At 74.6% G+C, this 23,462-nt stretch carries 24 protein-coding genes; 18 read left to right on the forward strand and 6 right to left on the reverse strand.

Annotated features, from left to right (window positions below):
- The 5 genes from AB0L34_RS15160 to AB0L34_RS15180 all read right to left on the reverse strand — a co-directional run.
- The coding region (locus AB0L34_RS15160) for an FtsX-like permease family protein (protein WP_363705117.1) at nt 1–1,211 on the reverse strand (1,211 nt) is incomplete at its 3' end.
- Complete coding sequence (locus AB0L34_RS15165; RefSeq protein ID WP_363705118.1) at nt 1,208–1,966, reverse strand: ABC transporter ATP-binding protein; 759 nt, start codon at nt 1,964–1,966, stop codon at nt 1,208–1,210. The genes AB0L34_RS15165 and AB0L34_RS15160, both read right to left, overlap by 4 nt.
- Nucleotides 1,963–2,550 carry a PadR family transcriptional regulator gene (locus AB0L34_RS15170; protein ID WP_350704982.1) on the reverse strand — a complete coding sequence of 196 codons (588 nt, stop codon included), beginning with the start codon at nt 2,548–2,550 and terminating at the stop codon, nt 1,963–1,965. The genes AB0L34_RS15165 and AB0L34_RS15170 overlap by 4 nt, the downstream gene beginning before the upstream one ends.
- Before the next feature lie 64 nt (nt 2,551–2,614).
- Nucleotides 2,615–3,067 carry a ferritin-like domain-containing protein gene (locus tag AB0L34_RS15175; protein ID WP_363705119.1) on the reverse strand — a complete coding sequence of 151 codons (453 nt, stop codon included), beginning with the start codon at nt 3,065–3,067 and terminating at the stop codon, nt 2,615–2,617.
- Nucleotides 3,064–3,513, reverse strand: a complete 450-nt coding sequence (locus AB0L34_RS15180; protein WP_357693945.1) for a hypothetical protein — start codon at nt 3,511–3,513, stop codon at nt 3,064–3,066. The genes AB0L34_RS15175 and AB0L34_RS15180 overlap by 4 nt, the downstream gene beginning before the upstream one ends.
- A gap of 230 nt (nt 3,514–3,743) precedes the next feature.
- Between AB0L34_RS15180 and rimP the strand changes: the two genes are divergently transcribed.
- From rimP to AB0L34_RS15240, 12 genes are all read left to right on the forward strand, one after another.
- Nucleotides 3,744–4,445 (forward strand): ribosome maturation factor RimP, encoded by a 702-nt coding sequence (rimP, locus tag AB0L34_RS15185; protein WP_363705120.1) that lies wholly within the window; start codon nt 3,744–3,746, stop codon nt 4,443–4,445.
- Entirely contained in the window at nt 4,442–5,485 is a 1,044-nt protein-coding gene (nusA, locus tag AB0L34_RS15190) for a transcription termination factor NusA (protein ID WP_357453215.1), read from the forward strand. Before rimP ends, nusA begins: the two co-directional genes overlap by 4 nt.
- A gap of 16 nt (nt 5,486–5,501) precedes the next feature.
- Nucleotides 5,502–5,834 carry a YlxR family protein gene (locus AB0L34_RS15195; protein WP_350704988.1) on the forward strand — a complete coding sequence of 111 codons (333 nt, stop codon included), beginning with the start codon at nt 5,502–5,504 and terminating at the stop codon, nt 5,832–5,834.
- A gap of 93 nt (nt 5,835–5,927) precedes the next feature.
- Nucleotides 5,928–8,927: a translation initiation factor IF-2 gene (gene infB, locus AB0L34_RS15200; protein ID WP_363705121.1), complete on the forward strand. Its 3,000-nt coding sequence runs from the start codon at nt 5,928–5,930 to the stop codon at nt 8,925–8,927.
- An 87-nt stretch (nt 8,928–9,014) separates the two neighbouring features.
- Nucleotides 9,015–9,308, forward strand: a complete 294-nt coding sequence (locus tag AB0L34_RS15205) for a DUF503 domain-containing protein (RefSeq protein WP_091096658.1) — start codon at nt 9,015–9,017, stop codon at nt 9,306–9,308.
- A 239-nt stretch (nt 9,309–9,547) separates the two neighbouring features.
- Nucleotides 9,548–10,027 carry a 30S ribosome-binding factor RbfA gene (gene rbfA, locus AB0L34_RS15210; RefSeq protein WP_357453209.1) on the forward strand — a complete coding sequence of 160 codons (480 nt, stop codon included), beginning with the start codon at nt 9,548–9,550 and terminating at the stop codon, nt 10,025–10,027.
- A gap of 101 nt (nt 10,028–10,128) precedes the next feature.
- Nucleotides 10,129–11,106: a bifunctional oligoribonuclease/PAP phosphatase NrnA gene (locus tag AB0L34_RS15215; RefSeq protein ID WP_363705139.1), complete on the forward strand. Its 978-nt coding sequence runs from the start codon at nt 10,129–10,131 to the stop codon at nt 11,104–11,106.
- A gap of 85 nt (nt 11,107–11,191) precedes the next feature.
- Nucleotides 11,192–11,599 carry a hypothetical protein gene (locus tag AB0L34_RS15220; protein WP_350680576.1) on the forward strand — a complete coding sequence of 136 codons (408 nt, stop codon included), beginning with the start codon at nt 11,192–11,194 and terminating at the stop codon, nt 11,597–11,599.
- Entirely contained in the window at nt 11,599–11,808 is a 210-nt protein-coding gene (locus tag AB0L34_RS15225) for a DUF6186 family protein (RefSeq protein WP_357453725.1), read from the forward strand. Before AB0L34_RS15220 ends, AB0L34_RS15225 begins: the two co-directional genes overlap by 1 nt.
- A gap of 681 nt (nt 11,809–12,489) precedes the next feature.
- A complete protein-coding gene (locus tag AB0L34_RS15230) occupies nt 12,490–13,002 on the forward strand; it encodes an AAA family ATPase (RefSeq protein WP_363705122.1) in 513 nt (170 codons plus the stop codon).
- A gap of 58 nt (nt 13,003–13,060) precedes the next feature.
- Nucleotides 13,061–13,345 carry a hypothetical protein gene (locus AB0L34_RS15235; RefSeq protein WP_363705123.1) on the forward strand — a complete coding sequence of 95 codons (285 nt, stop codon included), beginning with the start codon at nt 13,061–13,063 and terminating at the stop codon, nt 13,343–13,345.
- Between the two features lie 187 nt (nt 13,346–13,532).
- Nucleotides 13,533–14,858, forward strand: a complete 1,326-nt coding sequence (locus AB0L34_RS15240; protein ID WP_363705124.1) for an MATE family efflux transporter — start codon at nt 13,533–13,535, stop codon at nt 14,856–14,858.
- Nucleotides 14,859–14,885: 27 nt separating this feature from the next.
- Here the strand turns inward: AB0L34_RS15240 and AB0L34_RS15245 are convergent, their stop codons facing one another.
- Complete coding sequence (locus AB0L34_RS15245; protein WP_363705125.1) at nt 14,886–15,911, reverse strand: hypothetical protein; 1,026 nt, start codon at nt 15,909–15,911, stop codon at nt 14,886–14,888.
- A gap of 184 nt (nt 15,912–16,095) precedes the next feature.
- Here AB0L34_RS15245 and truB point away from each other — a divergent pair, with 184 nt between their 5' ends.
- The 6 genes from truB (at nt 16,096) to dapB (ending at nt 23,372) form a co-directional block, all read left to right on the forward strand.
- Nucleotides 16,096–16,980, forward strand: a complete 885-nt coding sequence (truB, locus tag AB0L34_RS15250; RefSeq protein ID WP_357454242.1) for a tRNA pseudouridine(55) synthase TruB — start codon at nt 16,096–16,098, stop codon at nt 16,978–16,980.
- A gap of 59 nt (nt 16,981–17,039) precedes the next feature.
- Entirely contained in the window at nt 17,040–17,969 is a 930-nt protein-coding gene (locus AB0L34_RS15255) for a bifunctional riboflavin kinase/FAD synthetase (RefSeq protein ID WP_357454239.1), read from the forward strand.
- 181 nt (nt 17,970–18,150) lie between these two features.
- Entirely contained in the window at nt 18,151–18,420 is a 270-nt protein-coding gene (rpsO, locus tag AB0L34_RS15260) for a 30S ribosomal protein S15 (protein ID WP_043962418.1), read from the forward strand.
- A 227-nt stretch (nt 18,421–18,647) separates the two neighbouring features.
- Entirely contained in the window at nt 18,648–21,032 is a 2,385-nt protein-coding gene (locus AB0L34_RS15265) for a polyribonucleotide nucleotidyltransferase (protein ID WP_363705126.1), read from the forward strand.
- Nucleotides 21,033–21,084: 52 nt separating this feature from the next.
- A complete protein-coding gene (locus tag AB0L34_RS15270) occupies nt 21,085–22,509 on the forward strand; it encodes a pitrilysin family protein (protein WP_363705127.1) in 1,425 nt (474 codons plus the stop codon).
- An 89-nt stretch (nt 22,510–22,598) separates the two neighbouring features.
- Entirely contained in the window at nt 22,599–23,372 is a 774-nt protein-coding gene (gene dapB / locus AB0L34_RS15275; protein ID WP_363705128.1) for a 4-hydroxy-tetrahydrodipicolinate reductase, read from the forward strand.
- Nucleotides 23,373–23,462 lie beyond the last annotated feature (90 nt).

Consider the following 23,462-nt stretch of genomic DNA (forward strand, 5'->3'; position numbering starts at 1 on the left):
GCCCAGGCCGGGGCCAGCGCGGCCAGCACGCCGGACAGCACCGCGACGGCCGCGACCGCCGCCAGGGCCTCCGGCCAGCAGCGGTACCCGCCGAAGCGCGCGCCGTAGAGGTGCTGCTCGACCAGCGGCCGCGCGGCGAACGCGACGGCGACGCCGAGCGTGAGCCCGGTGGCCGCCCCGAGGGCGCCCAGCACCACGCCGTCGGCCAGCACGATGCGGCGCAGGTGGGCGTCGTCGCCGCCCGCCACCGCGACCAACGCGAGGTCCCGGCGCCGCCGCCGTACGCCGACCGCGAAGGCCGGGCCGACGAGCAGCACCACCTCCAGCAGCCCCAGCCCGCCGACGAGTACCGAGACGCTCATCCCCTCGACGTCGACCGAGGAGAACGGTTCGGGCCCGACGACGTCCACCCCCGAGGGCGGGGCGGAGGTGCGGGCGTGGACCACGACGCCGTGGTCGTTGAGCCGGCGGAACAGTGCCTCGTCCACCGTCCCGGGCAGGTCCACCAGCCAGGTCATGTCCGGCTCGGCGTCCGCCGGGCCAGCGGTCGCCGGGTGCAGCGTGACGACCGGTCCCAGGTCGTCCGGGTACTCGACCACCCCGACCACCCGCCACGAGCGGGAGCCGTCCCCGGAGGTGACGGTGCCACCGGGACGGACGTCGAGTCGGCGCAGCGCGGCGGGGCTCACCGCGATCTCGTCCGGCCCGGCCGGCGCCCGGCCGGAACGGAACCGGGCCAGCCCCCGGCCGAGCGGGTCCGCGAGGTCCACGGCGCGGCCGGTGACGTCCCGGTCGACCCGGTCACCGACCCGGGCGTCGAAGCTCACCCAGCGGCGCAGCGGGACGACCCGGCTCCCGGCCGGCAGCAGAGCGGTGACCTGTTCGGCGGTGACCCGTCCGGCCGGCGGGGTCGCGTCGTGGTCGGACACCCAGCCGTCGCCCCAGGAGTCCTGGGTGACCGGCCCGCGCGCCACCCAGAGCAGTTCCGCGTCGGCGACACCGAGCTGTCGCTCGGTCCGCTCGGCCCGGGTCAGCTCGGACATGTCCAAGCTCACCGCGGTGAAGGTCAGCACCAGCACCGGCAGCGTGATCATCGCGAGCACCAGCGCCGTACGCCCCCGCGCCCGTCGGGCCTCCCGGCGGGCGATCCGCAGCGCCACCCACCAGGAGCCGACGGCGCCCGCGAGCCGGCCGCCCCGGCCCGCCGTCACCGACCGCTGCCGGTCAACAGCTGCTCCGCGCTGCCCAGCGGGGCCGTCGAGTCGACCAGCACCCCGTCGCGGAGGAAGATCACGCGGTCGGCCCAGGCGGCGTGCCGCGCCTCGTGGGTGACCAGGACCGCGGCGGCCCCGGCGTCGACCCGCCGGCGAAGCAGGTGCAGCACCGCCTCGCCGGTCTGCGAGTCCAGCGCCCCGGTGGGCTCGTCGGCGAGCACCAGCCGGCGCTCGCCGACCAGCGCGCGGGCGATCGCCACCCGCTGCTGCTGGCCGCCGGAGAGCTGGTCGGGGAACCGGTCGCCCAGTTCCGGCAGGCCCACCTCGGCCAGCGCGTCCAGCGCCAGCCGGCGCGCCCGCCGGACGCCGGTCCCGTCGAGTTCCAGGGGGAGCGCGACGTTCTCCACGGCGGTGAGGCTGCCGAGCAGGTTCAGGTCCTGGAAGATGTAGCCGATCCGGCGGCGACGCACCTGGGCGAGGCGGCGCCGGTCCAGGGCGCCGAGGTGCTCGCCCTCGACGAGCACCTCCCCGGCGGTCGGGGCGTCCAGCCCGCCGGCGAGGGCCAGCAGGGTGGACTTTCCGGAGCCGGAGGGCCCCATCACCGCGACGAGCTCGCCCGGGTGGACGGCGAGGCTCACGCCGCGCAGCGCGTGCACCGCCGCCGGCCCGGTGCCGTGGGTGCGGTGCACGTCGCGCACGTCGAGCACGGCCGGGGCCGGGCTGCCGCCCGTCGGCCCGCTGCCCACGCTCACCGTCGCGCCTCCTCGTCCGCCCGGTCCACCGCCTCGGCGGGCGTCGTCGGCGCGCGGCCGGGCCCCGTCGGACGGTAGCGCACCAGGCTCGTCTCGCAGTGGTCCAGCCAGCGCACCTCGGCCTCGGCCTGGAAGACCATGGCGTCCAGCACCAGCCGCCACGGCAGGTCCTCCGGGCGGTCGCTGGCGTACTTCAACCGGGTCAACTCCTGCAGCGTCCGCATGGTCGCGCTGCGCTGGGTCTGCACCACCGAGCGCACGTCGACGCCGGGCGTGGTCAGCGCGAGGGCCAGCTTGATCGCCAGCTCGTCGCGGGGCCGGTCGGTGCGGCTGATCGGGGTGGCGAACCACAACGCCAGGTCCGTCCGCCCGGCGTCGGTGATCTCGTACGGGCGCTGCCCGGCCTCGCTCTCGGGGAGCGAGCGGACCAGCCCGTCCCGCTCCAGGCGGGACAGGGTGGTGTAGACCTGCCCGATGTTCAGCGGCCAGGTCGAGCCGGTCGACTCCTCGAACGCGGCGCGGAGCTGGTAGCCGTACATCTGGCCGCGTTCGAGAAGGGCGAGCAGCCCGTGACGGATGGACATGGCTCCGGAGTATGCATACCTGGTATGCGACCCGCAACCGGAGCGTCACCGCCGGCAGCGGCGGTCAGGCGGGCCGGCCGGGGAACGGCACGGTCAGCGGGGTGATCCCGGCCGTCCGGCGCCAGCGGGTCGCCCGCAGGGCGTACTCGACCAGGGCGGCCAGCGCCCGGTCGCGGTCGGCGCCGGTGGTGGCGGGCACCGCCGCCCGCCAGAACGCCGCGGTGCGCTCCTCCACCTCGACGGCCAGCCGCAGCGCGCTCTCCCGGTCGGTCACCGGGAACGGCAGGGCGTAGCCCGCCCGGTCGGCCGGGACGGCGCCGCCGCCCGCGCTGAGCTGCATCACCAGGTCGTCGCGGCGGCGCCGGTGCGCGGCCTCCGCCTCGCGGGCGGCGGTCCGGGCCGCGCCGGTGAGGCGTACCCCGATGGGGCCGTAGGCCCAGATCGCCGCGTACTCGGCGGTGAGCGCCGCGCCCAGCGCCCCGGCCGGCCCGGTCGGTGTCGGTGTCGGTGCGGTCACTTCAGTGCCTCCACGTGCGTGGCCCGGGCGGCGGCGATCGAGGCGAGCAGGGCGGCCCGCTCCGCCGGCGCCGCCGCGCAGGCACTGGTCGCCGTCTCCCGGCCGGTGCGCTCGCGCTCCCGCAGCGCGGCCCGGGCGGCGGCCGGGTCGGCCGCCGGGGCGGGGGTGGCCGCGGCGGGCGCCGAGGGCAGCGGCACGCCGATCACCCGGGCCAACTCGGCCGCGTGCGCGCCGTGCGCCTCGGCGATCGGGGTGAGCAGGCCGGCCAGCGCGGGGTGCGCCGCGGCGGCGTCGCGGTGCCCGGCGGCGAGCCGGAGCGCCTCGTCGAGCAGCGGCGTGAGCGGGTCGGGCCCGGGACTGGGATCGTCGTCGCGGTCGAGAAGATCACAGCCGGTCAGCGGCGCCGTCGCGCCGCCGAGTGCCAGGAGTGCCCCGGCGCGCAGCACCGTTCGCCGGGAATGCCCGGTTGCTCCGCCACGTTGTGTCGTTCTGCCCGTCGCCACCGGACAAGTCAACACCATCACCGGCCGTACGTGGGCCACCGGCGTCGGTGCGCCGCCCGGTCCGGTGCCCGGCAGGCGCGTTACGCTCTGCGCAGCCACCGGCGCGTCAGCTCCGGTGGCGTGCCGGCATGGCGACCGATCGGGGCGCCGTCGATCACGAGAAGGGTGCGGAGATGACGCAGCGTGGCCGTGCCACGAGGTCGACGGGTCCGGCGGGCAGACCCCGGCGCGCCGACGCCCCCCGGGGCGGGGAACGCGCCGCCGGCCCGCGCGGCGACCTGGCCGCTCGGCGGGCCCGGCTGCGTGAGGTCATCGAGCCGGTGGTCGCCGGCGCCGGCTACGACCTGGAGGAGCTCACCGTCTCCCGGGCCGGCCGCCGGCACGTGGTGCGGGTGATCGTGGACGCCGACGGCGGGATCAACCTGGACGCCGTCGCCGAGGTCTCCCGGGCCGTCTCCGCGGCCCTCGACGCGGCCGAGGAGTCCGGGGGTGACATCGTCGCCGGGGAATACCAGCTGGAGGTCAGCTCCCCGGGCGTGGACCGGCCGCTGACCCTGCCCCGGCACTGGCGGCGCAACGTCGGGCGGCTGGTCAAGGTGACCGCCCGCGGCGCGGGCGCTCCGCCCGGGCAGCGTGCCGGGCAGCCCGCCGGCGACCGGCAGGTCACCGGCCGGGTGGTCGAGGCCGACGACGAACGCGTGGTGCTGGAGACCGACACCGGCCGCGCCGCGTGGACCTACGCCGAGCTCGGCCCCGGCCGGGTGCAGGTCGAGTTCAACCGCCTCGACGAGATCGAGGAGACGGACGAACCCGACGACATGGACGACACCGACGACTTCGACGACGAAGATGATGTGGAGGACGAGGAGAGGTGAACATCGACCTCGCGGCGCTGCGCGCACTCGAGCGCGAGCGGGAGATCCCGTTCGACACGATCCTCGCGGCGATCGAGACCGCGCTGCTGACGGCCTACCGGCACACCGAGGGGGCGGAACCGCACGCCCGGGTGGAGATCGACCGCAAGTCCGGCGCGGCCCTGGTCTACGCGCAGGAGCTGGACGACGACGGCACGGTGGTGCGGGAGTGGGACGACACCCCGCACGACTTCGGCCGGATCGCCGCCATGACCGCCAAGCAGGTGATCCTCCAGCGGCTGCGGGAGGCCACCGACGAGGTGCACTTCGGCGAGTACGTCGGCCGCGACGGCGACCTGGTCACCGGCGTGGTGCAGGCGCACGAGGCGCGGGCGGAGAAGGGCATCGTCACCGTCGACCTGGGCAAGCTGGAGGGCGTCCTGCCGCAGTCGGAGCAGGTGCCCGGCGAGCGGTACGTCCACGGCGAGCGGATCCGCTGCGTGGTGGTGCACGTGGCAAAGGGGATGCGCGGCCCGCAGATCACCCTGTCCCGCTCCCACCCGGCGCTGGTCAAGAAGCTCTTCGCGCTCGAGGTGCCGGAGATCGCCGACGGCACGGTCGAGATCGGCGCGATCGCGCGTGAGGCGGGTCACCGTACGAAGATCGCGGTCCGCTCCACCGCCCAGGGCGTGAACGCCAAGGGGGCCTGCATCGGCCCGATGGGCCAGCGGGTCCGCGCGGTGATGAGCGAGCTGCACGGCGAGAAGATCGACATCATCGACTGGTCGGACGACCCGGCGACCTTCGTCGGCAACGCGTTGTCGCCGGCCAAGGCGCTGCGGGTCGAGGTGGTCGACCTGGCCACCCGGACGGCCAGGGTGACGGTGCCGGACTTCCAGCTCTCCCTCGCCATCGGCAGGGAGGGGCAGAATGCCCGGCTTGCTGCCCGGCTGACCGGTTGGCGGATCGACATCCGGTCCGACGCGGAGCAGGCCGGGGCGAGCGGCCGGAGCGGGGCTGATCACGTCCCGGAGCCGGGCAGCGCGATCTCGGGCGCCTAGGGGTAGACTTTCTCCAGTGGTACGACGCGCGCTGCCGGAGCGCACTTGTGTGGGTTGCCGGCGACGTGCGCCGGCCAGCGAATTGCTGCGGATCGTCGCGGTCGGCGACGAGGCTGGTCACAGCCTCCGGCCCGATCCGGCCCGCAGGCTGCCGGGTCGGGGAGCGAACATGCACCCGGATCCGGCCTGCTTCGCGCAAGCGGTGCGGCGGCGCGCCTTCGGGCGGGCGCTGCGCGTCACCGGGGTCCTCGACCACGGTGAGCTCGCGGAGCACGTCGATGCGCCAACCACTACGTCCGGTCAGCCCGACCGGGCGAGGGTCGCTAGCAAGGTAGGACGACCGACATGAGCACACGATGAAGTCCCTGAAATGACCAGGCTTCAAGTGCACGAGTGAGGTCGCTGCGGGTGCTGCCCGCACGACCTCGGAGTGAGGAGTGCAGTGGCAGGTAAGGCCCGCGTACACGAGCTTGCGAAAGAGCTCGGGGTCGAAAGCAAGACCGTTCTCGCCAAGCTCAAGGAGATGGGCGAGTTCGTGAAGTCCGCGTCCAGCACCGTCGAGGCGCCCGTCGCCCGACGTCTGCGTGGCGCATTCGTCGCGTCCGCCGGTGGGTCCTCGGCGCCGGCCGCCCCTCCGGCGGCTGCCCCGAGCCCGGCACCGACCCCGACGCCGTCCCCGACCCCGGGTGCCCCCCGGGTCTCGGCCAAGCCGATGCCGCCGCGGCGGCCGGCCGCGCCGACCCCTGGACCGAAGCCCAAGGGCCCGGTCCCCGGCCCGCCGCAGCCGGCGACCCCGGTCGCCAAGCCGGCGAGCGCGCACGACATCGAGGTGGCGGCCGCCGAGGCGCGCGCCGCCGCGCTGAAGGCTGAGCAGGAGGCCGCGGTCAAGGCCGCGCAGGCCGCCCGCCAGCAGCAGCGGGAGAACGTCCGACGGGAGCCCCCGACCGAGGGTGGTCCCCGTCCGGGTCCGCGTCCCGGCCCGAACGCCGTGCCGCCCCGTCCGGGTTCCCCGGCCGCGGGTCGTCCCGGCGCCCCGCAGCCGGGCCCGGGTGCCCGGCCGGGTGGTCGTCCGCCGGCGCGCGGCGCCGGCAACAACCCGTTCGGCATCCAGGGCGGTCAGCAGCAGCAGCGGCCGCCGGCCGCCGGTGCCGGCGGTCCCCGGCCCAGCCCGGCGGGCATGCCGCCGCGGCCGAGCCCGGCCTCCATGCCGCCCCGGCCCAGCCCGGCCTCCATGCCGAGCCAGCGGCCCACCACGGGTCGCCCCGGCGGTCCCGGTGGCGGGCGTGGCGGCCCCGGCGGCGGCGCGGGTCGTCCCGGTGGCGGCGGCTTCCGTCCCGGTGGCGGCGGCGGTGGCGGTGGCTTCCGCGGCGGTCCCGGTGGTGGCGGCGGTGGCGGTGGCTACCGTGGTGGCCCCGGTGGTGGCGGCGGCGGTGCTCCCGGCGGCGGTTTCCGTCCGGGTGCCCCGGCCGGTGGCGGTGGTCGTCCCGGTGGCGGCGGCCGTGGCCGTGGCGGTGGCGCCGCGGGTGCCTTCGGGCGTCCGGGTGGCCGGCCGACCCGTGGTCGCAAGTCCAAGAAGCAGCGCAGACAGGAGTTCGACAACCTGTCGGCCCCGACCATGAGCTCGGGTGCCCCCCGGGGTCAGGGTCAGGTCATCAGGCTCTCCCGTGGCGCCTCGCTGTCGGACTTCGCCGACAAGATCAACGCCAACCCGGGTTCGCTGGTCCAGGAGATGTTCAACCTGGGCGAGATGGTCACCGCGACCCAGTCGTGCTCCGACGACACCCTGCAGCTGCTGGGTGAGCACCTCGGCTTCAACGTGCAGATCGTCAGCCCGGAGGACGAGGACCGCGAGCTGCTCGCGCAGTTCAACATCGACCTCGACGCCGAGGTCGCGGAGGACCGCCTGGTCAGCCGTGCGCCGGTCGTGACCGTCATGGGTCACGTCGACCACGGTAAGACCAAGCTGCTCGACGCGATCCGCAAGGCGAACGTCGTGGCCGGCGAGGCGGGTGGCATCACCCAGCACATCGGCGCGTACCAGGTCCACGTCCCGCACGAGGGCGAGGACCGGGCGGTGACCTTCATCGACACCCCGGGTCACGAGGCGTTCACCGCCATGCGTGCCCGTGGTGCCCAGGTGACCGACATCGTGGTGCTGGTGGTGGCGGCCGACGACGGCGTGATGCCGCAGACGATCGAGGCGTTGAACCACGCCAAGGCGGCCGACGTGCCGATCGTGGTGGCGGTCAACAAGGTCGACAAGCCGGAGGCCAACCCGGACAAGGTCCGCCAGCAGCTGACCGAGTACGGGCTGGTCGCCGAGGAGTACGGCGGCGACACGATGTTCGTCAACGTGGCGGCGAAGCCCGGCATCGGCATCGACGACCTGCTCGAGGCGGTCCTGCTGACCGCCGACGCGTCGCTGGAGCTGACCGCTCCGATCGACGGGCCGGCGCAGGGTGTGGCCATCGAGGCGCACCTGGACAAGGGCCGCGGTGCGGTGGCGACGGTGCTGGTGCAGAAGGGCACCCTGCGGGCGGGCGACTCGATCGTCGCCGGTGGGGCGCACGGCCGGGTCCGGGCGATGCTCGACGAGAACGGCAACCAGGTCGCCGAGGCGGGTCCGGCCCGTCCGGTCCTGGTGCTCGGTCTGACCGCGGTGCCGGGTGCGGGCGACACCTTCCTGGCGGCCGAGGACGACCGCACGGTGCGCCAGATCGCCGAGCAGCGGCAGGCGCGGCGGCGGGCGGCGGCGTTCGCCAACTCCCGTGGCCGGGCCACCCTCGAGACGCTCATGGAGCAGCTCAAGGAGGGCGAGAAGACCTCGCTCAACCTGGTGCTCAAGGGCGACGTCTCCGGTTCCGTGGAGGCCCTCGAGGACGCGCTGTTCAACCTCGACATCCCGGAGGAGGTCCAGCTCAGGATCATCCACCGGGGCGTGGGTGCGATCACCGAGAGCGACGTCATGCTCGCGAGCGCCTCGTCCGAGGCGGTCACGATCATCGGCTTCAACGTGCGGGCCTCCAACAAGGTCCGCGAGATGGCCGACCGCGAGGGCGTGGAGATCCGGTACTACACCGTCATCTACCAGGCCATCGAGGAGATCGACGCCGCCCTCAAGGGGCTGCTCAAGCCGGAGTACGAGGAGGTCGAGCTGGGCACCGCGGAGATCCGCGACGTCTTCCGCTCGTCCAAGGTCGGCAACATCTCCGGTTGCATCGTCCGGTCGGGCATCATCCGGCGCAACGCCAAGGCGCGCCTGCTGCGCGACGGCTCGGTGGTGGCGGACAACCTCACCATCAGCTCGCTCAAGCGGTTCAAGGACGACGCCACGGAGGTGCGCGAGGGCTTCGAGTGTGGTCTGACCCTGGGTGGTTACAACAACGTCCAGGTCGGCGACATCATCGAGACCTTCGAGATGCGGGAGAAGGCTCGCGCCTGATCCGGTGAACCACTGATCAAGGGGTTTACGCCGAAAGGCGTAAACCCCTTGATCATGTGGGGGTGCGTCCGGGTATCGTCCGGGGCGATGTTCACCGGAACCGCGGTCTTCGACCTGCTGCTGCCGGGCGACTCCCGGTCGCTCAAGGCCAAGAGATCATACGTACGCCCGATCGTGGCGGCCCTGCGCCGCTTCGAGGTCTCGGCCGCCGAGGTCGGGGCGCTCGACCTGCACGGTCGGGCCGAGATAGCCGTGGCCGTGGTGGCCGCCGAGGCGTCGCACGTCCGCGAGGTGCTGGACTCCTGCGAGCGCCTGGTGGCCGGCCGACCGGAGGCCGAGTTGCTCTCGGTGCGCCGGCGGCTCTACGGCGAGGAGGACTGACGCCGGCGCGGGTGCGCGCGTCCGGCGGGCGGTGAAACGTCCGGCGGCGCGGGTGCGCGCGGCGGGCGGCGACGATCCCGGCGGTGCGGGTGTGCCGGCGTCGGGCCGGGGCCGGCGCACCGCCGGCGACGCGCGGCGGCGGTCGCCGCGCGGGTAGTGTTCGAGATGTTGGCCGGTCGGCTCCGGGGCGCTCCGCGTCGCGGTGACGGCCGGGAACGGGACGCCGTGGAGGTGGCGAAATGTCGGATCCGGCCAAGGTACGCCGGCACGCGGAGCGGGTGCGTGAACTGGTCGCGTCGGTGGTGCGCAGCCAGATCAAGGACCCCCGGCTCGGCATGATCACCATTACCGACGCCCGGATCACCGCTGACCTGCGCGACGCGACCGTCTTCTACACGGTGCTCGGCGACGCGGCGGCCCAGTCCGGCACCGCCGCGGCGCTGGAGAGCGCCAAGGGCATGCTGCGCAGCACCGTCGGCAAGGCGCTCGGCCTGCGGCACTCGCCGACGCTGACCTTCGTCCTCGACGACGTCCAGGACCAGGTCAAGCACATCGACGACCTGCTCGCCCAGGCCCGCACCGCCGACGCCGAGGTGCAGCGGCTCGCCGCCAGGGCCGAGTACGCGGGCGAGGCCCAGCCGTACCGGCTGGACTCCGAGGACGAGTCCCACGACGAGGACGAGGACGAGACTCCGCCCCGGGGCGGGGACCAGCGGTGACCGAACCGTCCGGCGGTCCGGCCGGTGGCGCCCTCGCCGAGGCGACGTCACCGGCCGACTCCGGCCCCGCCGAGGCGGACTGGGCGGCGGCCGTCGCGGCGGTGCGGGGGCTGCCGCCGGACGGGCGGGTGCTGCTGATCTGCCACGTCAACCCGGACGGCGACGCGCTGGGCAGCATGCTCGGCTTCGGGCTCGGGCTGCGCCGGCTGGGCGTACGGCGGATGCAGGCGACCTTCCCCGGCCCGCCGGAGGTGCCCGAGCCGTTTCGCGGCCTGCCCGGGCTCGACCTGCTCGTGCCGGCGACCGAGGCGTACCCGGACCCGGATCTGGTCGTCTGCTTCGACGCGGCCAGCGAGTCCCGGCTCGGCGAGTTGGTCGACCGGCTGGGCGCGGCCGGCGGCGCGCTGGTGCTCGACCACCACGCGTCGAACACCCGCTTCGGCCGGGTCAACCTGGTGGACCCGCACGCGGCGGCCACCTCGGTGGTCGCCGAGGGGCTGCTCGCCCGGCTCGGCGTCGCGCTGGACGCGGAGATCGCGGAGTGCCTCTACGTCGCCCTGAGCACCGACACCGGCTCGTTCCGGTTCGAGGCGACCACGCCGGCGGTGCACCAGCTCGCGGCCCGCCTGATCGCCACCGGCATCCGCCCCGGTGACATCTCCCGCCGGATCTTCGACACCCGGCCGTTCGGCGCCGTCCGCCTCTTCGGCGAGGTGCTCGGCCGGGCGCGCCTGGAGCCGGCCGCGGCCGTCGGGCACGGCCTGGTCTGGACGTACGCCACGCAGGACGACCTGGCCCGGCACGGCCAGCCGGCGTACGTGCTGGAGGCGCTGATCGACTCGGTGCGGTGCACCGCCGAGGCCGACGTGAGCTGTGTGGTCAAGCAGACCGCGACCGGCGACTGGGCCGTGTCGATGCGCAGCAAGGGCGCGGTGGACGTCAGCCGGGTGGCGGTCGCGCTGGGCGGCGGCGGGCACCGTTTCGCCGCCGGATTCACCGGGCGGGGGACGGTCGACGAGGTCGTCGACCGGATCCGCGCGGAGCTCGACGGCGCGCTGACCGGGCCCGACCGGCGCTGACCGGCGGGCCCGCACAGGAAGATCAGGGTCAGCTCCGGGGAGTGTCCGTCTTCCGGGGCTCGGCGAGTCCGGGGAGAATCGCGGGATGGAGCAGCCCCACGACCTCACCGTCGAGGCGCCCCGCGCCTGGGACCGTCCCGCCGTCACCGTGCCGGTGCTCGTCTGCCTCTCGCTGGTCGGCGGCCGGTTCCCGTCGTTCTCGACGGAGGCCAACCTCTGGACCCTCGGCACCGGCGGCGTGTTGATCTGGCTGGGCCTGAGCAACCGGGTGCCCCGGCGCCCCGCCCCGCGCCGGCTCGGCGCCCCGGCGGCCTGGTGGGCCCTTCCGGTGGTGGTCTTCGGCGTCTTCGAGGGGGCCACGTTCGTGCTGGCGGTCGGGGACGACTTCCCCACCTTCTCCCGGCTGGCGGATCCGATGCTGGAGGACCGGCTGGTCCGGTCGGCCGCCTGGCTGGCCTGGCTGTCCGCGTTCTGGGGGTTGGTGCGGCGATGATGCGGGCGATGGCGATCGGCGGTTTCCTGGCGGCGCTGGTGCTCTTCGCCGCCGTCGAGTGGGCGGCCCGGCGCGAGGGTTCCCGGATCCCGACGCTCGGCGAGGTCTGCGCGTACGTGATGCGCTACGAGGTGGGGTCGGTGCCCGTCGGCCGGATCGGGCTCTTCGGCTTCTGGTGGTGGCTCGGCTGGCACTTCCTGGCCCGCTGACCGCCGGCCTCCCTCCGCCGGCCTGCGAACCGGGACGGCCCGACGGACCAATGTGAGTCCAGATCGCGGGAACCGTGGGCAGCATGTGGACCTGAACGATAACTTGGGAATCGGCCGGCGCCGTGTGGCGGTGCCGGTCGTGGGCGGCGGGGCCACACCCGGCAACGCCTCCCTCCAGGGTCGGACCGACCCGGGCTCACACGCTGCCCACCAGCCGCTCCGGTGACCCCGGACCGCTGCCGGGCGTTCAGCACACCGCCCGTGAGGGCCGCCGTCGCGTCGGCGGCTGCCCGCGCCCTGGAAGGGGACCACCACCATGCCGAGCAAGCCCAAGCCCGAGACCACCGACGAGGCCCGCGAGCAGATGCGCCGCGCGCTGCAGACTTCGATGGACACCCGTCAGTGACCCAGGCCGACCGGCGGTGACGCGTCCGGCGTCCGCCGCCGGTAGCGTCACCGCCCAGCCGGCGTCGACCGCCGGTCGCGGGCGTCCGCCGCTCTCCACGGCTGACGTTCGACCCGCCGGCTGCCGGTGCGCGGATGGTCGACCCGGACGTCGGAAGGCCGACGCTCCGGGCGAGCCGGACACGGCCCCGCCCACGGCGGGCCCCGGCGCTGCCGGCGGCCGGCCCGGAGCCGGGAGCCCTGGCGGCCGAGCCGGTGCGTCGGTACGGTCCCCGCATGCGCCGGATCCTCGTCGTCGGCAGCTCGGGCGCCGGTAAGACCACCCTCGCCCGCGAGGTCGCGCGGCGGCTCGACCTGCCGCTCATCCACCTCGACCGGCACTACTGGCAGCCCGGCTGGGTGGCCCTCGACGACGCCCGCTGGCGTGCCACGGTCGCCGAACTCGCCGCCCGGCCGTCCTGGGTGATGGACGGCAACTACGGCGGCACCCTCGACCTCCGCCTGCCCCGCGCCGACCTGCTGGTCCTCTGCGACCCGGGTCGGCTGCTCTGCCTCGGCCGGGTGCTGCGCCGCCGGTGGGCGTACCGCGCCACCGGCCGCCCCGACCTCCCGCCCGGCTGTCCGGAGACGATCGACGCCGAGTTCCTCCGGTACGTGTGGCGCTACCCGCGCCGGTCCCGGCCCCGGCTGCTCGCCGCGGTCGCCACGCACGCGCCAGCGCTGCCGGTGGTCCGGCTGCGCAGCCGCGCCGAGGTGCGCCGCTGGCTCGCCGAGCTGCCCCCGGCCTGAGCCCGCCCTGCCGTCGACGGGACGTTCTTCCGCCCGGGCACTCGGCGTGGTCGCCGCGGTGCTGCTCCTTGTTGCCTTCAGCGTGAGCCTGTCCTGGGTGTGGACCACGCTGGCACTGCTCATGCGGTCGCCCGGTGCCGTGCTCGGCGTGACCCAGGCGGTGCGGTACCCGCTGTCCTTCTTCAGCAACATCTTCGTTGTTCCGGCGACCCTGCCGGGCCCGCTGCGGGCCTTCGTCGACCTCAATCCCGTCACCCACCCCGTGATGCGTCGGTTCCTCCCGGAGCGCGTCCGGCGGCCGGAGTGGGTCGACCGCCTGATGGCGGAGTACTTCGGCGACTAGCGCGGCCCGGCGGCCCGCTGCCGTCGGCGATGCTGCTCGCCGGGTGGCTCGTCGGCGGGACGCTGCCCGTGCCGGTGGCCGTCGGGGGAGTGCTCCTGCTCGGTGCCGTGACCGTCGTCCACTGGTGACCCGGTAAGTGATCTGATTGCTTGCGATCCTTACCGTTCCCGTGCCAGGATCGGCGGCGATGAGTCAGCCAGCCGTCGCCGCCGCCCCCGCCGCGTCACCCCGCCGGATCGCCGCGCTCGCCCTGCCGGCGCTGGTGGTGCTGGCCGCCGAACCGCTCTACGTGCTCGTGGACACGGCGGTGGTGGGGCACCTCGGCCGGGTGCCGCTCGCCGCGCTCGCCATCGGCGGCACGGTGCTGACCCTCATCGCGTGGCTCGGCACCGTGGTCGCGTACGGCACCACCGGGCGGTCGGCCCGGCGCTTCGGGGCCGGCGACCGGGCCGCCGCCGTCGCCGAGGGCGTGCAGTCCTCCTGGCTGGCGCTCGGGGTGGGCGTGCTGGTCGCGGTCGGCATGCAGGTCGGCGGCGGGGCGTTGGCGCGTACGCTCGCCGGAGGCCCCGGCGAGGTGGCCGACGCCGCCGCGCAGTGGCTGCGGGTCGCGGCGCTCGGCGCCCCGGGCCTGCTGCTCGCCGCCGCCGGCAACGGCTGGCTGCGCGGCGTGCAGGACACCCGCCGGCCGCTGGTGTTCGTGCTCGGGCCGAACCTGCTCTCCGCCGTGCTCTGCCCCCTGCTGGTCTACCCGCTCGGCCTCGGCCTGGTCGGCTCCGCGGTGGCCAACGTGGTCGCCCAGACCATCGGCGGGGCGCTCTTCGCCGGGGCGCTGGTCGCCGAGCGGGTCCCGCTGCGGCCCCGGCCGCGGCTGATCGGGCAGCAACTGGTGCTCAGCCGGGACCTGCTGATCCGGGGCGCCGCGTTCCAGGCGAGCTTCCTCTCCGCCACCGCCGTGGCCGCCCGCTTCGGGGCCGCCGCCGTGGGCGCCCACCAGATCGCCCTGCAACTCTGGTTCTTCACCGCGCTGGTGCTCGACGCGCTCGCCATCGCCGCCCAGTCGTTGGTCGGCGCCGCGCTCGGCGGCGGAGACGACGCCGGGGCCCGGGCCCTCGCCCGCCGGATCGGGCTGCTCGGCGGCGCCTGCGGTGTGGCGTTCGCGGTGGTCATCGCCGCCGGCGCCGGCGTCGTCCCCGGCTGGTTCAGCTCTGATCCGCAGGTACGCGACCAGGCGATGCTGGCCTGGCCGTGGTTCGTGGCGATGCAGCCGCTGGCCGGCGTCGTGTTCGCCCTCGACGGCGTGCTGATCGGTGCCGGGGACGTCCGCTACCTGCGCAACCTGACCATCGTGGCCGCCCTCGGCGGCTTCCTGCCCGCCATCTGGCTGGCGTACGGGCTCGACCTCGGGCTCGGCGGCATCTGGGCCGGGCTCACGCTGTTCGTGGTGATCCGGCTGGTCGCCCTGCTGCTGCGGCTGCGCTCGGGCGGCTGGGCCGTGGTCGGCGCGGTGCGCTGACCACACCCGTCCGGGCGCTCCCGCGGCTCAGCAGCTTTCGCCGTCGCCGGGCCGCCAGGCCGGGTCGTAGACGTTGCCGGTCGGCCGTGCCGAGGGCCGGCTGCGCAGCGGCTCCTCGGGGGCGAGGGCCAGGAACCCCCGCTTGATCCCGGCGCAGTCGGCGTTGTAGAGGGTGCTCGCCGCCTCGTGTACCCACAGCCCACGGGACGAGGACCGGACGTCGTCGGGGTGCGGGACCTGCCAGACCACCTCGTCGCGCACGGTGACCAGTTCGGCTCCCGGCGGGTACTCCTGCGCCCGCCAGAGGTCGAAGTGGTAGACCCAGATGAAGCTGGTGGTGATCTCCAGCACCCGGATGCCGTCGGGGTCGGTGGTCGCCCGGTAGGTGACGGTGCCCCGCGCGCGCACCGTGTCGGCGTTGTCCAGCCGCGGGTCGGCCTCGTCGTCAACCCGGGTCACGTAGTTCAGCGCCGCGCCGTCGGCCAGGTCGCGCCGGACCTCGTCCCGGTTGTCCGGCGCGATCAGCCTGAGGAAGGGCTCCGGGTCGTTGACCACGAGCATCGACCTGTCGACGCGGCCCTCGACGAGCGCCTGCCGGACCTTCGCCAGGCCCTCGGCGACCTGCTTCGCGGTGAACGGCGCGGCCGCCTTCGCCGGCGGCAGGACGATGGCGTCCTTCCCGGCGGCGAACGACTCCGCCGGGGTGGCCGCCCACGGGCTCACCGAGTTGCCGTCGGCGTCGGTGGGACGGACCTGGCCGGGCACGGCCCGGCGGTCGGGCAGGATGGGCCCGTTGTCGCGGACCCGCTCGTAGACGCCGAGTCCGATGGTGCCCACCACCGCGAGGAACGAGAGCGTCACCAGGGCGGCGACGCCGCCCAGCAGCTTCCCGCTGTGCCTCGCCCAGCCCAGCCGCAACCGCTCCGGGCGGGTCAGCGTGTGCTCCGTCTCCGGCTCGCGCATCCAGGTCGGGACGCGGACCGGCTCCGCGGGCTGGTCGGCGTACGGGTCGAAAGGCGCGGTCGGCTCGCTCGGCCGCTGGTCGGTGCTCATTCGGCTGTCCAGGTGGGGTGGGTGGAGGGGGCGCATGATCTTCGCACCCGCCGCGCCCCGGCGTGGTCCCGTGCGATCCCCGGCGGGCAACGCTGGCCGACCGGTGGACGCCGCGCCGGCCGTCCACCCGACCCTCGTACGGCGGCGACAGGGCGTCCGAGCCGGTCTGGCAGGCTTGGGTGTCGTGAGCGCAGACGGTCTGATCGTGGTCGACAAGCCCGGCGGCATGACGTCGCACGACGTGGTGGCGCGGATCCGCCGGTTGGCGCGGACCCGCCGGGTGGGGCACGGCGGCACCCTCGACCCGATGGCCACCGGCGTGCTGGTGATCGGGGTCGGCCGGGCCACCCGCCTGCTCACCTACGTGATCGGCGCGCACAAGAGCTACACGGCCACCGTCCGGCTCGGCCAGGCCACCGTCACCGACGACGCCGAGGGCGACGTGATCGCCACCACCGCGGCCGGGCGGGTCACCGACGAGGCGATCCGGGCCGCCCTGGCCGCGCTGACCGGCGAGATCGACCAGGTGCCGAGCGCGGTCAGCGCGATCAAGGTCGACGGGCAGCGGGCGTACAAGCGGGTGCGCGAGGGGGAGAGCGTCGAGCTGCCCGCCCGCCGGGTCACCGTCTCCCGGCTGGACCTGCTGGCCGTACGCCGGGACACCCCCGACGTGGTGGACGTCGACATCGACGTGACCTGCTCCTCCGGGACGTACATCCGGGCCATCGCCCGGGACGCGGGCCTGGCGCTCGGGGTGGGCGGGCACCTGACCGCGCTGCGGCGTACCGCCGTCGGCGGCTTCACCCTCGCGGAGGCCGCCACCCTCGACGAGCTGGAGCGGCGCGCGCCCGAGGTGGTCCACCTGCCGCTGGCCGCGGCGGCCGACCGGTTCTTCCCGCGGCGCGACGCCGGCGCCGACGAGGCGAAGGTGCTCTCCCACGGCGGGCCGCTCGACCCGGCCGGCATTCCCGGCCCCTACGCGGTCTTCGGTCCCGACGGCGGGCTGATCGCTATCGTCAGCGAGCGGGACGGCCGGGCCCGCGCGGAGATCGTGCTCGCCCCCGCCTGACGGCGGGGCGGGGGAACGGCGGCCCGTGCGGGGCCGCCGCGGAGGCAGGGAGGAGCGCAATGCAGCGGTGGCGGGGGTACGACGCGGCGCCCGGTGGCTGGGGGCGGTCGGTCGTCACCATCGGCGTCTTCGACGGCGTGCACAAGGGGCACCAGGCGACCATCGGGCACGCCGTGGCCCGGGCCCGCGAGCTGGGCGTGCAGTCGGTGGTGGTCACCTTCGACCCGCACCCGGCCGAGGTGGTCCGCCCCGGCTCGCACCCGGCGGTGCTCACCGAGCCCGCCCGCAAGGCCGAGCTGATCGAGGCGCTCGGCGTGGACGTGCTGTGCGTGGTGCCGTTCACCCCGGAGTTCTCGCGGCTGCCCGCCGAGGCGTTCGTGCACGACATCCTGGTCGAGCACCTGCACGCCGCCCTGGTGGTGGTGGGGGAGAACTTCCGCTTCGGGCACCGCGCCGCCGGCGACGTGGCGCTGCTGGAGCGGCTCGGCCGCACCTTCGGCTTCGGCGTCGAGGGGGCCCCGCTGGTCGCCGAGGCGGGCACCGTCTTCTCGTCCACGTACATCCGCTCCTGCGTCGACGCGGGGGACGTGGGCGCGGCCGCCGCCGCGCTCGGCCGCCCGCACCGGCTGGAGGGCGTGGTGGTCCGCGGCGACCAGCGCGGCCGCGAGCTGGGCTTCCCCACCGCCAACCTGCTCTGTCACCGGTACGCGGCGGTGCCCGCCGACGGCGTCTACGCCGCCCGGCTGGTGCGCCGGGGCCACGCCGAACCGCTGGGGGCGGCGGTGTCGGTCGGCACCAATCCGACCTTCTCCGGGCGGGAACGGCGGGTGGAGGCGTACGTGCTGGACTTCGCCGGCGACCTCTACGGTGAGCGGCTGGCGCTGGACTTCGTCGCACACCTGCGCGGGCAGATCCGATACGACGCGATCGAGCCGTTGATCGCCCAGATGGGGCAGGACGTCGAGCGCACCCGCCGGGCCCTCGACTGACCGCCTCGCGGCCCTTGACCGGCCGGCGCCCGGCCGTACTGGTAGTCTGGCGGGGACGTCGGCTGACCGACGTGGGGCCTCGCGTGCCTGCACGACGCCGCGGGTGCGAGGTACCGGTCCGTTTCCGGTCCACCGACCGATCCGACGGACATCATCGAACAACCCACGAAACAGGGAGAACATGGCGCTCGACCAGGAAGCCAAGGCCAAGATCCGCGCGGAGTACGCGACCGCCGAGGGCGACACCGGTTCGCCGGAGGTGCAGGTCGCGGTCCTCACCAAGCGGATCGCCGAGCTCACCGAGCACCTGAAGGTGCACAAGCACGACCACCACAGCCGCCGCGGGCTGCTGCTGCTGGTCGGCCGTCGCCGTCGGCTGCTCAACTACGTCCAGAAGAAGGACATCAACCGCTACCGGTCGCTCATCGAGCGGCTCGGTCTGCGCCGGTGACGTGACGGGGGAGCGGCCTGACCCGGGCTGCTCCCCCGCTCCGGTACCACCCGAGAACAGGGCCACGCGACCACTCGAGAAAGGGAGCGGGTCAGCGTACCGGTCTCCGGTAGTGGCCCCCGGGCACCCCGGCATCTCGCCGGCCACCCGGGCGCTTCGATCGAAGACCGGCCGTCTGAGCAGCTCCCGCGTCGTGGGCCCCCGATGCGAAGGAGCACGACAGCACCATGACCGAGACCAACCTCGGCACCGAATCCCGCACCGCCGTGATCGACAACGGGTCCTTCGGCACCCGTGAGATCACCTTCTCCACCGGCCGGCTGGCCCGCCAGGCCGCCGGCTCCGTCATCGCCCAGCTCGGCGAGACGGTCGTCCTCTCCGCCACCACCGCCGGCAAGCAGCCGAAGGAGCAGTTCGACTTCTTCCCGCTGACCGTCGACGTCGAGGAGCGGATGTACGCCGCGGGCCGCATCCCCGGCTCGTTCTTCCGCCGTGAGGGCCGCCCCAGCGAGGACGCGATCCTCACCTGCCGGCTGATCGACCGGCCGCTGCGCCCGTCGTTCGTCAAGGGCCTGCGCAACGAGGTCCAGGTCGTCGAGACCGTCCTCGCGCTCGACCCGCAGCACCCCTACGACGTCGTGGCGATCAACGCCGCGTCGATGTCGACCAAGCTCTCCGGCCTGCCGTTCTCCGGCCCGATCGGGGCGACCCGGATGGCGCACGTCGACGGCCAGTGGGTCGCCTTCCCGACCCACGAGGAGCTGGCCCGGGCCACCTTCGACATGGTGGTGGCCGGCCGTGCCCTGGCCGACGGCGACGTCGCGATCATGATGGTCGAGGCCGAGGCCACCGAGCACACCGTGGCGCTGGTCGCCGGCGGGGCCCCCGCCCCGACCGAGGAGGTCGTGGCGAGCGGCCTGGAGGCCGCCAAGCCGGCCATCCGCGAGCTGTGCCGGGCGCAGAGCGAGCTGGCCGACGTGGCCGCCAAGCCGGTCGCCGAGTTCCCGGTCTTCCTGGACTACCAGGACGACGCGTACGACGCGGTGGCCGACGTGGCCCGCGCCGACGTCGCCGAGGCCCTGCAGATCGCCGGCAAGGCGGTCCGTGAGGAGGCCCTGGACGCGATCAAGGCCCGCGTGCTGGCCGAGCTCGGCCCGCGCTTCGAGGGCCGGGAGAAGGAGCTCAGCGCCGCCCTCCGGTCGCTGACCAAGTCCGAGGTCCGCAACCGGGTGCTGCGCGAGCAGGTCCGCATCGACGGCCGCAGCCCGCGCGACATCCGCCCGCTGACCGCCGAGGTCGGCGTGCTGCCGCGGGTGCACGGCTCGGCGCTGTTCGAGCGCGGCGAGACGCAGATCCTGGGCGTCACCACGCTGAACATGCTGCGCATGGAGCAGTCGCTGGACACCCTCTCCCCGGAGAAGTCCAAGCGCTACATGCACAACTACAACTTCCCGCCGTACTCGACCGGTGAGACCGGCCGGGTCGGCTCGCCGAAGCGACGCGAGATCGGCCACGGCGCGCTCGCCGAGCGGGCGCTGATCCCGGTGCTGCCGTCGCGCGAGGAGTTCCCGTACGCCATCCGGCAGGTCTCCGAGGCGCTCGGCTCCAACGGCTCCACCTCGATGGGCTCGGTCTGTGCCTCGACGCTGGGCCTGCTGTCCGCCGGTGTGCCGCTGAAGGCGCCGGTCGCGGGCATCGCCATGGGCCTCATCTCCGACGAGGTCGACGGCAAGACCCAGTACGTGACGCTGACCGACATCCTCGGCGCCGAGGACGCGTTCGGCGACATGGACTTCAAGGTCGCCGGCACCCGGGACTTCGTCACCGCGCTCCAGCTCGACACCAAGCTCGACGGCATCCCGTCGGACGTGCTGGCCGCCGCGCTCCAGCAGGCGCACGAGGCCCGGCAGACCATCCTCGACGTGATGCAGCGGGCCATCGAGGCCCCGGCCGAGATGTCGGACTACGCGCCGCGGGTCACCACCGTCAAGATCCCGGTGGACAAGATCGGCATGGTGATCGGCCCGAAGGGTCAGACCATCAACGCCATCCAGGACGAGACCGGCGCCGAGATCTCCATCGAGGACGACGGCACGATCTACGTCGGCGCGACCAACGGCCCGTCGGCCCAGGCCGCGGTCGAGCGGATCAACGCGATCGCCAACCCGACGCTGCCGAAGGTCGGCGACAAGTTCCTCGGCACCGTGGTGAAGACGGCCGCGTTCGGCGCGTTCGTCTCGCTGCTGCCGGGCCGCGATGGCCTGCTGCACATCTCCAAGGTGGGCGACGGCAAGCGGGTCGAGAAGGTCGAGGACTTCCTCAACGTCGGCGACAAGGTCGAGGTCGAGATCGCCGACATCGACGCCCGCGGCAAGATCTACCTGGACAAGGTCCGCCCGGAGGGCGCCGAGGCGCCGGCCGCCGGCGAGGCCGCCGGTGGCGAGCGTCCGGCCGGCCGGGACCGGGGTGACCGGGGCCCGCGCGACCGCGGCGACCGCGAGCGCGGCGGCGACCGGGGCGGTCGTGGCCCGGGCGGCGGCGAGCGCGGCCAGGGCGGCGGCGAGGGTGGCGAGGGCGGCGAGCGTCCGCGCCGCCGGACCCGGCACAGCTGACGCACCAGCACACCGCACCACCCACCCCTCGTCGATCTGGGAGCAACAACACGTGAGTCGGGCCGTTCGTGCGCCGTTTCCGCCGGATCGACGGGGGGTGGCGTCGTTCCCGGGCCCCTCGGACGCCGCGTTCCGCAGCACCGGGGGGGCCCGCTCCGGCGGCGCCTCCCGGGCGGTGACCCGCACGATCAGTGACGACCCGCTGGGCGGCACGGTACGCCGTACCGTGCTGCCCAGCGGGCTGCGCGTGCTCACCGAGGCGATCCCGGCGATGCGCAGCGTGTCGTTCGGCATCTGGGTCGCGGTCGGCTCCCGCGACGAGACCGGCCCGCAGGCCGGCGCGGCGCACTTCCTGGAGCACCTGCTGTTCAAGGGCACCAACAAGCGCAGCGCCCTGGACATCTCCTCCGAGATCGAGGCGGTGGGCGGCGAGACCAACGCCTTCACCACGAAGGAATACACCTGCTACTACGCCCGGGTGCTCGACGAGGACCTGCCGCTGGCCATCGACGTCATGTGCGACCTGGTCGCCGACTCGGTGCTGAAGCCGGCCGACGTGGAGACCGAGCGGGGTGTGATCCTCGAAGAGATCGCCATGCACGACGACGAGCCCGGCGACGAGGTGCACGACCTCTTCGCCCGGGCGGTCTACGGTGACCACCCGCTGGGCCGGCTGATCTCCGGCACCGAGGAGACGGTCACCCCGATGACCCGGCGGCAGATCCAGGGCTTCTACCGCCGCCGCTACACCGCCCCGCAGATCGTCATCGCCGCCGCCGGCAACCTGGACCACACCGCGGTGGTGAAGCTCGTCCGCCAGGCGCTGCGCGGCACCCCGCTGGACACCGACCCGGCGGTGCCGGCGCCGCACCGGTCGGCCACCCCGGCGGTACGCACCAGGCCCGCCGCCACCCTGGTGGAACCGAAGGAGACCGAGCAGGCGCACGTCATCCTCGGTTGCCCCGGCATCGACCGGCTGGACGAGCGCCGCTTCGCCCTCGGTGTGCTCAACAACGTCCTCGGCGGCGGCATGTCGAGCCGGCTGTTCCAGGAGATCCGCGAGCAGCGCGGCCTGGCCTACTCGGTCTACTCCTACGCCAGCCAGTACGCCGACAGCGGCCTCTTCGCCGTCTACGCCGGCTGCGCGCCCGGCAAGGTGGACGAGGTGCTGGAGCTGACCCGGGCCGAACTCGCCCGGGTGGCCGCCGACGGCCTGACCGAGGCCGAGGTGGCCCGCGGCAAGGGGATGAGCAAGGGCTCGTTCGTGCTGGGCCTGGAGGACACGGGCTCGCGGATGAGCCGGCTGGCCAAGGGCGAGCTGCTCTACGGCGACCTGATGCCGGTCGACGAGCTGCTCCGCCGGGTCGACGCGGTCACCGTGGCCGACGTGAACACCCTCGCCGCCGAGCTGCTGAGCCGGCCGATGTCGCTGGCCGTGGTCGGCCCGTTCGGCGAGGGCGACTTCTCCGCCCGCTGACCGCCCGCGCCACCCGTCCACGCCCGTGGCCGGGCCCTGCCTCGGGTCCGCCGGGATGCGGACGTCCCGATTGGGATAGGTTGTGCCCCGTGACTGACGAGCAGGAGAAGAGCGCGGACGAGCCGATCCGGGTCGGCGTGCTGGGCGCCCGGGGCCGGATGGGCGTCGAGGTGTGCAAGGCCGTGGACGCCGCCGGCGACATGGAACTGGTGGCCATGGTCGACCAGGGCGACTGGCTGTTCAACGCCTCCGACGCCGGCGCCGAGGTGGTCGTCGACTTCACCACTCCCGACGTCGTCATGGACAACCTGCACTGGTGCATCGACCAGGGCATCAACGCGGTCGTCGGCACCACCGGCTTCACCGAGCAGCGGCTGGAGCGGGTGCGCGGCTGGCTGGCCCGCAAGCCCGGCGTGGGCGTGGTGATCGCCCCCAACTTCGGCATCGGCGCGGTGCTGATGATGCGGTTCGCCGCCCGCGCGGCCCGGCACTTCGAGTCGGTCGAGATCGTCGAGCAGCACCACCCCCGCAAGCTGGACGCGCCCAGCGGCACCGCCACGCACACCGCGCGGCTGATCGCCGCCGCCCGCGCCGAGGCCGGGCTGGGCCCGGTGCCCGACGCGACCAAGGACGAGGTGGCGGGCGCCCGGGGCGCCGACATCGAGGGGGTACGCGTGCACGCCGTACGCGCCACCGGCCTCGTCGCCCACCAGGAGGTGCTCTTCGGCACCACCGGCGAGACGCTGACCATCCGGCACGACTCGTACGACCGGGCGTCGTTCATGCCCGGCGTGCTGCTGGCCGTCCGCGCGGTCCGCAACCGGCCGGGGCTGACCGTCGGCCTGGACGCCCTGCTCGACTGACGCCGAGGGTCGGACCGTCTTCGTCTCCTGCCACCTGAAGGGCGAGATGCAGCTCGCCGCCGGGGGAATCCCGTCGCGTGGCTGCCGGGC

The organism is Micromonospora sp. NPDC052213 (genome assembly GCF_040679695.1).
GTDB lineage: Bacteria > Actinomycetota > Actinomycetes > Mycobacteriales > Micromonosporaceae > Micromonospora.

Bases quoted from the DNA above. Each gene is read 5' to 3' on its own strand.
- AB0L34_RS15170 (WP_350704982.1), bottom strand. From the start codon at position 2,550: ATGTCCATCCGTCACGGGCTGCTCGCCCTTCTCGAACGCGGCCAGATG.
- rimP (WP_363705120.1), top strand. From the start codon at position 3,744: ATGACGCAGCGTGGCCGTGCCACGAGGTCGACGGGTCCGGCGGGCAGA.
- AB0L34_RS15205 (WP_091096658.1), top strand. From the start codon at position 9,015: ATGTTCACCGGAACCGCGGTCTTCGACCTGCTGCTGCCGGGCGACTCC.
- rbfA (WP_357453209.1), top strand. From the start codon at position 9,548: ATGTCGGATCCGGCCAAGGTACGCCGGCACGCGGAGCGGGTGCGTGAA.
- AB0L34_RS15220 (WP_350680576.1), top strand. From the start codon at position 11,192: ATGGAGCAGCCCCACGACCTCACCGTCGAGGCGCCCCGCGCCTGGGAC.
- AB0L34_RS15225 (WP_357453725.1), top strand. From the start codon at position 11,599: ATGCGGGCGATGGCGATCGGCGGTTTCCTGGCGGCGCTGGTGCTCTTC.
- AB0L34_RS15230 (WP_363705122.1), top strand. From the start codon at position 12,490: ATGCGCCGGATCCTCGTCGTCGGCAGCTCGGGCGCCGGTAAGACCACC.
- AB0L34_RS15240 (WP_363705124.1), top strand. From the start codon at position 13,533: ATGAGTCAGCCAGCCGTCGCCGCCGCCCCCGCCGCGTCACCCCGCCGG.
- AB0L34_RS15245 (WP_363705125.1), bottom strand. From the start codon at position 15,911: ATGAGCACCGACCAGCGGCCGAGCGAGCCGACCGCGCCTTTCGACCCG.
- AB0L34_RS15255 (WP_357454239.1), top strand. From the start codon at position 17,040: ATGCAGCGGTGGCGGGGGTACGACGCGGCGCCCGGTGGCTGGGGGCGG.
- rpsO (WP_043962418.1), top strand. From the start codon at position 18,151: ATGGCGCTCGACCAGGAAGCCAAGGCCAAGATCCGCGCGGAGTACGCG.
- AB0L34_RS15265 (WP_363705126.1), top strand. From the start codon at position 18,648: ATGACCGAGACCAACCTCGGCACCGAATCCCGCACCGCCGTGATCGAC.